The following is a 13,572-nucleotide window of genomic DNA, read 5'->3' as shown; positions in this document are numbered from 1 at the left end:
ATACAAAAGCCTACCACTAATAAGGGTAGGCTTTTTTATGTTTAAAACTTAGTGAATAGATTGGTTAAATTATATTATGCAGTGATGATAATATTACCTAATTTTGCCGATGCTAATAGAACTAATTAAAATTTAAATTTAATGCTTTTGCTCCCAAGGGTGAAGGTATAGATTAATGGCAAACGCAACGTATGAAGGATTTATTTGAAAAAATTTACCGAGATAAGGGACCGTTAGGAAAATGGGCAGCACAAGCCGAAGGATATTTTGTGTTTCCTAAGTTAGAAGGGGAAATTTCAAATAGAATGAAATTTCAAGGTAAGGAAGTGATTACTTGGAGTATAAACGATTACCTAGGCTTAGCTAATCATCCAGAAGTAAGAAAGATTGATGCGGAAGCGGCTAAAAAATATGGTTCTGCTTACCCAATGGGAGCACGAATGATGTCTGGACATACTGAGTTACATGAACAATTACAAAACGAATTAGCAGCATTTGTAAAAAAAGAGGCTGCTTATCTTTTAAACTTTGGTTACCAAGGTATGGTTTCTACCATTGATGCTTTGGTATCCAAAGATGATATTATTGTTTATGATGTAGATGCTCATGCTTGTATCATAGATGGTGTACGCTTGCACATGGGAAAACGTTTTACTTACAAGCATAATGATGTTGAGAGCCTTGAGAAAAATTTAGAGCGTGCCACCAAAATGGCAGAACAGACCGGTGGTGGAATTTTGGTGATTTCTGAAGGTGTATTTGGGATGCGCGGTGAACAAGGGCGTTTGAAAGAAATTGTTGAACTTAAGAAAAAGTTTAATTTTAGATTATTTGTAGACGATGCTCACGGTTTTGGTACTTTAGGTAAAACAGGTGCTGGAGCAGGCGAGGAGCAAGGTGTACAAGACGACATAGATGTGTATTTTGCAACGTTTGCAAAATCAATGGCAAGTACTGGTGCATTTATTGCAGGTGATCAAGAAATCATTGATTATCTAAAGTATAATCTGCGTTCACAAATGTTCGCAAAATCGTTACAAATGCAGTTAGTAGTCGGTGCATTAAAACGATTGGATATGCTACGTACTATGCCAGAGCTAAAGGAAAATCTTTGGACTATTGTAAATGCATTACAATCTGGTTTAAAAGAGCGTGGTTTTGATATTGGAACTACACAAAGTTGTGTAACTCCTGTTTATTTGAAAGGAAGTATACCAGAAGCAATGGCATTGGTAAAAGATCTTCGTGAAAATCATGGAATATTCTGTTCTATAGTAGTTTACCCTGTGATACCTAAAGGATTAATTTTGCTTAGAATGATTCCTACAGCAACACATACTTTGGAAGATGTTAAAGAAACATTAGATGCATTCGACGCCATAAGAGAGCGCTTACAAAACGGTACTTACAAACGTATGTCAGCAGCTTTAACGGCAGCGATGGGTGAGTAATCAACGATATTTTATGAATGTTTATTAAGGCTTTGCTTTTTCAAGCAGAGCCTTAATTATTTATAAATCTTTTCTGAACGTTTTACGTCTTTTATAAACCACAGGATTAAAATGTTTCCAAATCTTTTTAATTGCTTCATTATCTTCTAGCTCTGGTGTTCTATAACACGTCTCAATACCCTTTTCAGTAAAAGTTTGATAATATTCATTGAATATAAGCGCATGCACACCTTTGTTCTGATATTCAGGGTGAATGCCTATTAAATAAAAGATAACATCCTTACTATTCTTCTTGGCTTTTAAGATATGGATAAAACCAAATGGAAATAGTTTTCCATTGGCTTTCTGTAACGCTTCAGCAAAACTTGGCATTACAATTGCAAAACCTATAAGTCTATCTTTTTCATCTACTATGAATTTAATATACTCTGGATTTATAAAGCTTATGAACTTCTTCTTAAAATAGGCTTTTTGTAATTCGGTAATTTCAACAAATGATGATAAGGAGGCATAACTTTCATTAAATAGATCGAACATCTTGTCTGCGTAAGGCATGACGTCTTCTGTTTTATCAAAATTTAGCGCTTTTAGTTTATATCTTCTTTTTATTAGATCTTGTGCTTTAGTAAAGGTTTCTGGATTGACATTACTAAAAGGAAATTTACTTTCAGCAAATTCCTTTTCAATTTTATAACCATGCGCTTTATAGTGATCTACATAATAGGGATGATTGTACCAGGTAATCATTGTAGCCATACTGTCAAAGCCTTCAGTCATGACACCAACTTTATCCAGGTTTGAAAAACCAACAGGCCCTTCAGTGTACTCTAAATGATTTTGTTTTCCAATACTTTCGACCGTTTCTAATAAAGATTTGCTAATCTCGAGATCATCTTCAAAGTCAAACCAACCGAATCGCATTTTTTTAATTTGTTGCTTATTGACCTCTAACCAATTAATAATTGCAGCTATTCTACCTACAACTTTATCTCCGTTATATGCAAGAAAAAAACGTGCTTCAGCATCATTAAATATTGGGTTTTTATCTTTGTTAAAGGTTTCAAGTTCCTGCTTTATAATCGGTGGAACCCAATACTTTGAATCTTTATAAAGACTAAACGGAAACTTTACAAAAGTTTTTAGGTCTGTTTTGGTTTTAGCTTCTTTTACTGTAATCATGCAGAAATCTATAAATCATCAGAGTCGAAATCGTCCTCTTTTTTTCTTTTATTTTTTCTCTTTTTCTTGAAGTTGCCAGTATTGCCGTTTCCATTATCTATTTTCTTGTCCTTGTGAAAATCAAGACGGTAAGAGGCACCAAAGGCTATATTGAAGACAGAAGGTGTGTCCTTGGTGTTAAAAGCTATATTGGCATCTAGCTGAAAATTCTGATTCCATAAGTAAGCCCCTCCGACTCTAAAAATATTGTCAGCATAAAAATCACTGCTAATGCCTTGTGCTTCTCCAAACACCACCCATTGAGGTGTAAATGAGTGGGTAAGTGTAAAGATGTATTGGAAATCCGAAAATTCAGAACCAATTCTATCTTTTATTAAATTCATCACAAAGACCCAACCACCATTAAAATTATTTTGTGTAGCAATCATCACTTTGGGGCTAAAGCCCTCAACATCCGGCGCTGTGTATGGATTGTCTTTGGTGTCAAAATTGCCACCCACATAAACGGAAACTGCAGGGATTAAGGATTTCCATTGAAATCGTCTATTCGCGTGGTAACTATATAAATTTGGTTTGGCCTCCTCTGCATTTTTATAAGGATCATAAAGTAAATACTTGGCACCAAGTGTTAAATTTCTAAAATTGGCACGTTTATCATCAAAGGGAACAGATCCACTGTTAAAGGTTATATTATCGTTTTGATAGACACCATCAAGAGAAATTTCGAGTTGCTCAAATAACAAACCATATCTGACTGAAAAGTCAATCCCAAATCCAGAAACCTCATATTGTAAAGGAGTATGTTCCTCTTTTACGGTAAAGGCACCAACCTCAAACTGAACAACATTGGTTCCTACGGAAAAAGCACTTTCTGAAAGCCCTGGACGATTTGAATTAATAACTTCCGTGTACTGAGCGTTTGAAACATTGTAGGCTATGGTTAATAGGAAAATAAAAATGGGTTTAAGAACTCGCATTATCTTTTGGTTTAAATTCAAATATAGATATTTTATACTTTTTTTAAGGAAATATAACAGAATATAAGTAAGTATAATTGTATTTTTGAATATTACTTTTCTTTATGGTACAAGAAGCATCTCTGATGGGATTACTGCGCACATTATTAATTATTCTATTGATTTGGTATGGATTAAAAATTCTTGGTAGGATTTTTGCGCCTTATTTAATGAAATTTGTTGCAAAAAAAGCTGAAGAACGCTTTGGGCAGCAATTTGGTGGGTTTCAAAACCAATCTCAACAGCGCAAAGAGCAAAAACAAAAAGAAGGTGAGACTGTAATAGATAAGATGCCCAATCGTCAAAAATCTTCAAACGATAAAGTTGGTGAATACATAGACTACGAAGAGATAGATTGATATATAGTTTTAATTTTCAGATTATTCTTAAAATTTAAGTACTTTTCAGTCTCAATTATTTAGATCCTTTTTCATGTCATATTCAATCAAACGAATTTTACCTCATATCCTCGTTTTACTAGGATTTGTTGTTTTGTCTTTAGCGTATTTTAGTCCAGTCTTACAAGGCAAAAAGATTTTTCAGAGCGATATTATGCATTACATAGGTATGGCTCAGCAACAAAAGGATTTTTCCCAAGCAACAGGTGAAGAAACCTATTGGACAAATAGTGCCTTTGGAGGTATGCCAACCTATCAATTAGGGGCGAAGTACCCTCATAATTATATTAAAAAGCTAGACTTAAGCCTTCGGTTCCTACCCAGACCCGCAGATTACCTTTTTTTATACTTTATAGGGTTCTACATTTTATTATTATCCTTAAAGATAGATTTTAGGCTTTCGGCACTTGGTGCGTTGGCGTTTGGTTTTTCTACATATCTCATCATTATTTTAGGAGTTGGCCATAATGCCAAAGCTCATGCCATATCCTATATGCCATTGGTCCTGGCAGGAATTGTCCTTACCTTTAGAAAAAAGTATATTCTTGGATTTTTACTTACGGTAATTGCATTAGGTTTAGAAATTGTGGCCAACCATTTTCAGATGACCTATTATCTGCTATTCTTGGTAATGATTTTGGGTATTGTTTATTTAATTGATGCTTATCGTAAGCAAATTTTACCACACTTTTTTAAATCGGTTGGATTATTAACAGTAGCAGCTCTGTTAGCAGTGGGATTAAATGCTACCAACCTAATGGCAACACAGCAATATGCCAAAGAAAGTACAAGAGGCAAAAGTGAATTGACCATAAACCCTGATGGTTCTGAAAAAGAGGCCACATCAGGTTTAGATAAAGATTATATTACCCAATACAGTTATGGATTGGCAGAAACGTTTAATCTGTTTATTCCACGTTTTATGGGTGGAGGCAATTCTGAAGATATAGGAAAAGATTCTGAAACGTACAAAACTTACGTGACTATGGGAGCTTCACCGATTGAAGCTTTGGAGCTCTCTAAAAATGCACCAATGTACTGGGGAGATCAGCCCATAGTTGAAGCACCAGCATATGTAGGTGCGGTGATTTTATTTTTGTTTGTTCTTGGCTTATTCTTGGTAAAAGGACGATTAAAATGGTGGTTGGTTGCAGGTACCATCTTTTCTTTGTTATTATCTTACGGAAAGACAGAACCTTTTGGTTTTATAACAAATTTCTTTATTGATAATATACCGTTATATGATAAATTTAGAGCAGTAACATCTATACAAGTGCTATTAGAACTGTGTATTCCAGTTCTTGGGATTTTTGCATTGGTAAGATTATTTAATGATTTTGAAAAAGACGAACAAAAGCTTAAAGCATTAAGATATACTGTAGCTATAACAGGAGGTTTATGCGTCTTCTTTCTACTGTTTAAATCGGTTTTCTTTGATTTTAAAAGTTTTAGAGACCAAGGAATTCCGGATGTTCTTTTAGATGCTCTAATTGAGGATAGAAAGTCACTTTTTAATACAGATACCATTAGATCCCTTCTTCTGGTATTACTGTCAGCAGGTACTATATATTTCTTTTTAAAGAAAAAATTATCCCAAAATCTGGTTGTAGTTGCCTTTGCGATTTTAATACTTTTCGATTTGGTATCCATCAACAGAAACTACGTTAACAACGATAATTTTGTTTCAGCGATTAAAGTTGATAGGCCATATCAACCTAATGCAGCTGATAAAGAAATTTTAAAGGATAAAGGGCATTATAGGGTCTTAGACATGTCTACTCAAGGTCAACGTCAACCAGCAAGAGCAGCTTATTTCCATAATTCTTTATTTGGTTATCACGCAGCCAAATTAGGTCGCTATAATGATTTGATGGAATTTCATATTTATAACAACAATATGAATGTTATTAATATGCTGAATACCAAATACATTATAGCTGAGGATCAAGGACGGATATTTCCGTACGACAATCCTGAGGCCAATGGAAATGCATGGTTTGTTAGTGAATTAGAAGTATTGTCAAGTGCAAATGAAGAAATAAAGGCTTTAGATAGTTTAGATACCAAGCGAAAGGCGGTAACTACAATGACCACTATCTCAGCGTCGAAAACATTTAATGTTGATTCAACCGCCTCTATAACACTCAAAGAATTCAAACCAAATTATCTCAAATACGAATCTAAAAATTCGAATAGTGGATTTGCAGTCTTTTCAGAAATCTATTACGAAGATGGGTGGAATGCCTATATCGATGGAGAATTAAAACCACATGTTAGGGTTAATTATGTTTTAAGAGGTATGGAGATTCCTACAGGTCAACACACTATCGAGTTTAAGTTTGAACCAAAGGTTGTACAAACAGGAAGTAAAATAGCCCTAGCAAGTTCTGCTGTTTTTGGTATTCTAATACTATTGGGTATATTTTTTCAATTTAAGAAGGAAAAAGAAGTTGTTTAGTGCAAATAATGAATCCTGAGAAAGTACTCATAATAACATACTATTGGCCTCCAGCAGGAGGGCCAGGCGTACAGCGTTGGTTAAAATTTGTAAAGTACTTACCTGAGTTTGGTATAGAACCCATCGTATATTGCCCTGAAAATCCTAATTACCCAATAGTCGATGAAAGCTTGGTTAATGAGATTCCTAAGGATATAACCATTTTAAAACAACCCATAAAAGAGCCTTACCAAATAGCAGGTTTCTTATCAAAAAAGAGTTCAAAGAAGATAAGTTCTGGTGTTATACCCAAAGCTAAAAAGCAATCTTTAATAGAGCGCCTGATGATTTACGTTCGTGGTAATTTCTTTATCCCAGATGCTCGAAAACATTGGATTAAACCTTCGGTTGAATTTCTTTCAAATTATATTAACAAACATAAAATTGAAACGATAATCACCACTGGACCTCCTCATAGCTTACACGTTATAGGACTTCAACTAAAACAGAAGTTAAATATCAAATGGATAACAGATTTTAGGGATCCATGGACAACTATTGGTTATCATAAAGCTTTAAAACTCAGAAAGACTTCCAAGAAGAAACATATTCAATTAGAATCTGAGGTTTTAAATACAGCGGACGCTATTGTTGTTACGAGTAACCATACCAAAAACGAGTTTACAACCAAGACCAACCAATCCATTTCTGTAATTACAAATGGCTACGATAATCATTCGGTTAGAGTAGAAGGTAAGGACGATAAGTTTACCTTATCACATATTGGTTCCTTACTATCGGAAAGAAACCCAAAAGTATTGTGGGAGGTTTTATCTGAATTGATTTCTGAAAATGACGCATTTTCAAATGCTTTCCAGCTCAACCTCATTGGAGTAGTTAGTGATGATGTTCTTGAATCAATTGATGATTCAGGTTTAAAAAATTATTTGAATATTATAGGCTATGTAAGCCACGATGAGGCTATAAAGTATCAAATGGCATCACGTTTATTATTGTTAATTGAAATAGATTCTGAAGACACTAAGGCCATTATCCCAGGTAAGTTATTTGAATACCTTATCTCTGAAACACCTATTATTGCTATAGGTCCAGAAGATTCAGACGTTCAAGATATCATCAGAAATACCAATACTGGAGTATACTTTAATTATCGTCAGAAAGAAAAGTTAAAGACGCAGATAGTATCGTTTTTTGAAGCTTATCTTAATGATAGCCTTACAGTACATGCCATAGGATTGCAACCCTATAGCAGAAAAGCGTTGACAAAGCGACTCAGTGAGGTTATAAAGGCATTATAACCTTCTATTTGCGTATCTTAAGTTGTATTTTGCACAATAATGGGAATCGTACTAAATCAATCGTTTAAAAATACCATAAGTACCTACATTGGTTTTGGTATTGGTGCTATAAATACACTTTTCTTATACACTAATTTTTTAACCGATGAGTATTATGGTTTAGTTGCTTTTGTGCTGTCTGCTGCCAATATTATGATGCCATTCATGGCTTTTGGGGTACATAATGCTATTATTAAATTCTACACCACATTTAAGTCAAAAAATAGCTTAAATAGCTTCTTAACATTAATGTTGTTTTTGCCATTTGTTTTTATTGTTCCTGCTATATTAATCGGATTTTTATCCTACGAGAGTATTGTTGGTATGCTTTCAAACAACAATAAAATAGTGGGTAATTACCTATGGCATATTTTTATTTTGGCGATTGCTATGGCGTATTTCGAAATATTCTTTGCCTGGTCTAAAGTGCAACTCAAAACTGTTTTTGGCAATGTGATGAAAGAGATATTTCATCGTGTTTGTATAATGATTCTTCTTTGTTTAGTGTATTTAGAGTGGTTGAATGCTGAGCAGTTTATCAATTTATTAGTGGCCGTCTATGTCATTCGCATGATAATTATGAAGCTATATGCGTACTCCTTAAGATTACCTAAATTGAAATTTGAAAGGGTATCTAAGTTATCAGCCATTATAAAGTATACACTGCTAATGATTATCGCTGGCTCTATTGCGATGTTAATTTTAGATATTGATAAGTTTATGATAGGCCTTATGCTCGAAAATATTGAGGAAGTAGCTTACTACAGTGTTGCCATATTCATAGCTACCGTTATTGCTGTACCGCAACGTTCCATGCATCAAATAATGATGCCCTTAACGGCAAAGTATCTTAATGAAAACAATATGACGTCTTTGGAAAATTTATACAAACGAAGTTCTATTAATTTATTGGTGATAAGTGGTTTTATTTTTCTTTTAATTATTTTAAATATCAATGAGCTCTACAAAATTCTCTCAAGTGAATTTTCTGGAGGATTGTTTGTTGTATTAATTGTGAGCCTTGCCAAATTGTACGATAATAGTTTGGGAAACAATAATGCTATTTTGTTTAATAGTGATTATTATAAAATGGTTTTGTTTTTTGGTGTCATATTAACCGTTTTAGCCATAGTCCTTAATTTTATATTTATACCGATATATGGTATAGATGGTTCTGCTGTAGCAACCTTTTTAGCTGTGGTAGTATATAATTCCATTAAGGTGCTTTTTGTAAAACAGAAACTTAATATTCAACCATTTTCAAGGTCCACACTAATAATAGTTCTATTGCTTTTGGTTATGATTTTAGCAATGTATTTCTGGGAATTTCCATTTCACCCATTGGTGAATATTGCATTAAAGTCTATCCTAATTTTTACAGTGTATATAATTTTAGTATTAAAGCTTAATGTTTCTGAAGATATATCCATGCAAATAAGAAAGTACCTTAAACTTTAAGGTACAACAATTAATTAAATGAGAAATCCCGTAAGGTGCTTTGAGGCATACATCAAACGGGACTTCTACTAACCAACCAAAAAAATCATATTTATACGTTATCCTCTTGTTCGTCTTGAGTTATTTCTTGCTGTACTTTGCTTTCTTCTACTGGTACTAGAACCTGACGAAACAGAAGATGATTTTCTTTTATTTTGAACAGTTGCACTTCGTTGTCTGTTATTTTGAGTACTTTTTCTATTATATGTACGAGATGAAGTACGTTTTGGTTTTGACACTGAAGTGTTTTTTGTTCTATTTATTCTATTAGACACAGTATTTCTACTTTGGGTCACACTACTTCTAGTGTTAGAACCTCTAGACATATCTCTAGATCTTACTGATCTTGTAGCTCGGGTCGTTCTTACATCTCTATTACTTCTTGTCCTTGGTGAAGTAACTTGATTTGTAGATTGCGCTCTTGTGGCATTTTCATTTCTACTATTAGAACGCGTTGACCTTGTTTGGTTTTGACGAGGGGTAGAATTCCTTGAGGAACGCGTCACACTTTGTTCAGCCAGACGTGTAGAACGTGTTCTTGAAATTTCTGCATTTCTACGTGTTACTGTTCTTTGTAAGGTACGCTCGCGTCGGTTTCTTGGACTTTGCACATAACTATCGCTTCTGTTACGTCTGACGCTATGAGTATTTCCACGTCTGCCGTTGTTTACGTTAAAATATCTTACATTATTTCTATATGGTCTGTACCAAATATGTCTAACTGGCGTATAATATTGTCTGTATGGACGTACGTTAATTACACAATAATTAGCAGGCGGTACCATGTAAAATCTATGCCATGGTCTCCAAATATATGCTCTATTGTAGACATTAATAAACCCATCATATCTCCAAAACACATTGTTTCTGTAGTATACATTTAATCCACCGATTCTACTAATTCTATTAAAACTGTTGTAGGTTATGAAGATATCACCAATCTGATTCACTCTTCCATAAAAATCGTAATAAATAGGTGTGTTTTCAATTTGTATAATAGCACCAAATCTATCATATTGTATATAAGGATTATAGTTGTATCCTGCGTTAAAGCTTAATGTAAAACCAGGACGATCTATTCCGATGCTCACATCTGGTCCGTAATTTGGAATATAAAAATCAAATTGACCATCTCTGTAAACGGAAAACTCAATACCTCCTTCTACAAATATGAAAGAATTACCATAACCTCTCGCATAGCTATTAGTAGAAGCTTCGGCTTCTGATGTTACTGTGGTGGTTGCGAATGCAGTTGCTGAAATCGTCAACAAACTTGCAAATAAAAATAGAATCCGTTTCATAATATTGGGTTTTAAATTAAACTCGTTATAAACAAAACAAACAGCGTGCCAAAAAGTAAGTACTAAGGTTAAGCACTTGTAAATAAGTAATTTAAAAATAATAATCGCCTATAATAGTACAAAAGCATTATATTAGTGCATCAATTGTTTTAACCAACTTAAAATTAGCTCAATGAGTGGTCATCATTCTAGTACATTTGAGTTCTCAAATGTGTTCTCTTTCAAATCGATATTTTTAAAACTAATAGGTGTGGCATGCGCCGTAGTTGCCATTAAGGGCTTTATGATACCAAATCATTTTTTAGATGGTGGTTTACTAGGTATTTCTATTCTAATTCATGAGATATATTATATTGATGTATGGATACCGTTGATACTTTTAAATTTACCCTTTGTTTATATTGGATATAAAAAAATGGGGAAGAACTTTGCTGCGCATACCTTAGTTGCACTTGTGTTTTTAGGAATTGCTTTGAATGTTTTGCCGATTCCAGAGATTACCAAAGATCATTTTCTTGTAGCTGCATTTGGAGGTGTTTTTGTTGGATTAGGCATAGGTTTAGTGATTAGAAGTGGTGGGGTAATAGACGGATTAGAAGTTATTGCGGAATACACAAACGATAAGTTTGGATTGTCAGCGGCTGAAATTATAATGGCTATAAACACTACCATATTTTTGATAATTGCATTTTTCTTAGGCTTGGAAAAAGCGATGTACTCCATACTTACTTTTTTTACAGCTCTTAGGGTATCCGACTATGTTGTTGATGGTTTTGAGAAACTTATTTCTCTAACTATTATATCACCAAATGACCAATTGGTGAAAGAAATTATTGTTAATGAGTTTAATAAGCCCATTTCAGTGTACCGTGGTGAACGCGGTAATTTACCAGGAAGCTTTAACGAAAATAAGGATTGTGATATTATTGTAACGGTTGTTACGAGGTTAGAAGTTCATAAAATTAAAAAAGCCATTGCAGCTAAGGATCCGAAGGCATTTATGTATGTTCAAAATATAAATGAGGTGAAGGGTGGCATTGTGAGCAGACAAAATGCACATTAGTGGGTATTCCTTTTAACACCATACTATCTGACGTATCAGAATATTTAGAGCAGAAATTACCAAAGTATTTGAGCTATCATGATAAGGCACATACCATGTATGTTCTGGAAAAGGCTATCTATATTGCGCAAAAAGAAGGATTAAACGATGAAGATATAGAGCTTATAAAGATTGCCGCTTTATATCATGATATCGGTTTTACTTCAACACATATAGAACACGAAAAAGAAGGTTGTAAAATTGCTTCCCAAAAACTTGAGGAATTTGGTTTTTCCAAAAATCAAATTGAGTTAGTATGCGGTATGATAATGGCTACCAGAATTCCACAACAACCACAAAATCATATGGAAGCGGTTCTTGCGGATGCTGATTTGGAATATTTGGGAACTTCAAAATATAAAAAAATGTCTCATAATCTTTTTAAGGAACTTCGACATTACAATCCTAAACTTACGGAAAATGAATGGAGAAACATCCAAATTAATTTTATGAAAGAACATCACTATCATACCCAATTTTGTAGACGTTATAAATCCTTTAGAAAACAAAAAAATCTTGAATGTTTGTTAGAAAACAACCCAAGTGCTTAAAAGAAATTGTTTTACGAATTTGGATTTTAAGATGAAAAATTGTTAATCATTGGCACTTACACTAGTCTTTTAAATCGAGTGATTTGTTTTTAGAATTCCTGAGTTTATTATCATATTGTCTCTATAGTCTTTTGTCAAACGCCAATAAACTGTACCAACCTTATTAAAAGTTTATGTCAAAAAAATTATTACTTTTAATGTGACTAACCGTAATTTATGAGTACCATTAAAGACACGTGTCAAAATTGTGAAGAACAATTTGATAAAGGATTTAGATTTTGTCCGTATTGCGGACAGAAAACTAATGATGAATTGACCATAGGTGTACTTTTCTATAATACCATCAGTAATTACTTTTCATTTGATGCGCGTTTTTTAAAAAGCTTTGTTCCTTTAATGTTTAAACCAGGTTACTTGGCAAAACAGTTTATTAAAGGGAAACGGTTAATGTATTTGCATCCTGCCCAGATGTATTTGTTCATTTCAGTAGTCTTCTTCTTTTTGTCATCTTTTACCATCGCAGAATGGGAAAAGGAGGCTAATGAACTCAATAAGAAAATCGCTAGCACTCCAGCAGTCTTGAATGAAGATAATCAATCTAAAATAGATTTGGATTCTATCAAAAAAGCTAAAATCCTTGAAGACATTAAAAAAAGCGGACCTAAGTTAGGCTTAAAGGAAGCGGATATAAAAATGGCCGATTCAATAATACAAGCCGATACTAACAATGCTAATGTCTCATGGGATTTTGATAAAAACAAGATAGATTCTTTAATTAAAACTGGTGCAGAGGATGCTATTATTTATAAAGAGATGGGAATGTCTGATGATGCGGGTTATTTTGAGAGAGGAGTTTTTAAAGGTATGCTCAATATTGCCAAAGGTTCTGGTGCAGGTAATATGTTAAGGCGTGCATTTGATGCTGTGCCCATTACAATGTTTATTTTATTACCATTGTTCGCATTAATTTTGAAGATATTTTATTTTAGACGTGGTAGATATGCTTATCACTTAGTATTTACCTTTTACTTTTTCTCCTTTCTATTTACGCTTTTTGCGATCTTGTTAGCAGTTGACAGATTTTTGTTTGAAATTCCTTGGTGGATAAGTTTTGTGCTGGTGCTATCAACGTTTTTTTATTTCTACCTTGGGCTTTTAAAATTTTATGAGCGCCATTGGTTCACCACGCTTATAAAAAGTGGATTTATCACTTTTATTTTTTCAATTTTAGTAGTACTAACATCAGGGTTCCTATTTTTCTTTGGGTTGATGAATGCCTAAT

11 protein-coding genes are annotated in these 13,572 nt (G+C 33.6%); 8 read left to right on the top strand and 3 right to left on the bottom strand.

Annotation, left to right across the window (positions count from 1 at the left end; all coding sequences use genetic code 11):
• Positions 1-191 precede the first annotated feature (191 nt).
• Complete coding sequence (locus tag ACFQ1K_RS03775; protein ID WP_320555076.1) at positions 192-1,451, top strand: aminotransferase class I/II-fold pyridoxal phosphate-dependent enzyme; 1,260 nt, start codon at positions 192-194, stop codon at positions 1,449-1,451.
• A 60-nt stretch (positions 1,452-1,511) separates the two neighbouring features.
• Here ACFQ1K_RS03775 and ACFQ1K_RS03770 read toward each other — a convergent pair whose 3' ends face one another.
• The gene (locus tag ACFQ1K_RS03770) at positions 1,512-2,630 is read right to left on the bottom strand and encodes a GNAT family N-acetyltransferase (RefSeq protein ID WP_320555075.1); all 1,119 of its coding nucleotides are present in this window, start codon (positions 2,628-2,630) and stop codon (positions 1,512-1,514) included.
• 8 nt (positions 2,631-2,638) lie between these two features.
• Positions 2,639-3,607 carry a transporter gene (locus ACFQ1K_RS03765; RefSeq protein WP_320555074.1) on the bottom strand — a complete coding sequence of 323 codons (969 nt, stop codon included), beginning with the start codon at positions 3,605-3,607 and terminating at the stop codon, positions 2,639-2,641.
• Positions 3,608-3,711: 104 nt separating this feature from the next.
• Here ACFQ1K_RS03765 and ACFQ1K_RS03760 point away from each other — a divergent pair, with 104 nt between their 5' ends.
• The 4 genes from ACFQ1K_RS03760 to ACFQ1K_RS03745 all read left to right on the top strand — a co-directional run bounded on the left by ACFQ1K_RS03760 (position 3,712) and on the right by ACFQ1K_RS03745 (position 9,297).
• Positions 3,712-4,005 (top strand): DUF4834 family protein, encoded by a 294-nt coding sequence (locus tag ACFQ1K_RS03760; RefSeq protein ID WP_320555073.1) that lies wholly within the window; start codon positions 3,712-3,714, stop codon positions 4,003-4,005.
• Positions 4,006-4,078: 73 nt separating this feature from the next.
• Complete coding sequence (locus tag ACFQ1K_RS03755) at positions 4,079-6,502, top strand: YfhO family protein (RefSeq protein WP_320555072.1); 2,424 nt, start codon at positions 4,079-4,081, stop codon at positions 6,500-6,502.
• A gap of 8 nt (positions 6,503-6,510) precedes the next feature.
• The gene (locus ACFQ1K_RS03750; protein ID WP_320555071.1) at positions 6,511-7,800 is read left to right on the top strand and encodes a glycosyltransferase family 4 protein; all 1,290 of its coding nucleotides are present in this window, start codon (positions 6,511-6,513) and stop codon (positions 7,798-7,800) included.
• 39 nt (positions 7,801-7,839) lie between these two features.
• Positions 7,840-9,297, top strand: a complete 1,458-nt coding sequence (locus tag ACFQ1K_RS03745) for an oligosaccharide flippase family protein (RefSeq protein ID WP_320555070.1) — start codon at positions 7,840-7,842, stop codon at positions 9,295-9,297.
• Between the two features lie 98 nt (positions 9,298-9,395).
• Here ACFQ1K_RS03745 and ACFQ1K_RS03740 read toward each other — a convergent pair whose 3' ends face one another.
• Positions 9,396-10,637, bottom strand: a complete 1,242-nt coding sequence (locus ACFQ1K_RS03740) for a hypothetical protein (RefSeq protein WP_320555069.1) — start codon at positions 10,635-10,637, stop codon at positions 9,396-9,398.
• Between the two features lie 172 nt (positions 10,638-10,809).
• Between ACFQ1K_RS03740 and ACFQ1K_RS03735 the strand changes: the two genes are divergently transcribed.
• The 3 genes from ACFQ1K_RS03735 (at position 10,810) to ACFQ1K_RS03725 (ending at position 13,571) form a co-directional block, all read left to right on the top strand.
• Positions 10,810-11,700 carry a YitT family protein gene (locus tag ACFQ1K_RS03735; protein WP_320555068.1) on the top strand — a complete coding sequence of 297 codons (891 nt, stop codon included), beginning with the start codon at positions 10,810-10,812 and terminating at the stop codon, positions 11,698-11,700.
• Positions 11,700-12,290 (top strand): HD domain-containing protein, encoded by a 591-nt coding sequence (locus ACFQ1K_RS03730; protein ID WP_320555067.1) that lies wholly within the window; start codon positions 11,700-11,702, stop codon positions 12,288-12,290. The genes ACFQ1K_RS03735 and ACFQ1K_RS03730 overlap by 1 nt, the downstream gene beginning before the upstream one ends.
• Positions 12,291-12,506: 216 nt before the next feature.
• On the top strand, positions 12,507-13,571 hold the full coding sequence (locus ACFQ1K_RS03725; RefSeq protein ID WP_320555066.1) for a DUF3667 domain-containing protein: 1,065 nt from the start codon (positions 12,507-12,509) through the stop codon (positions 13,569-13,571).
• Position 13,572 lies beyond the last annotated feature (1 nt).

The organism is Winogradskyella aquimaris, from assembly GCF_042676105.1.
In the GTDB taxonomy this organism is placed as follows: Bacteria; Bacteroidota; Bacteroidia; order Flavobacteriales; family Flavobacteriaceae; genus Winogradskyella; species Winogradskyella aquimaris.
Note: the sequence above shows the minus strand (reverse complement) of the source record. Positions and strands in the feature narration are given on the sequence as shown.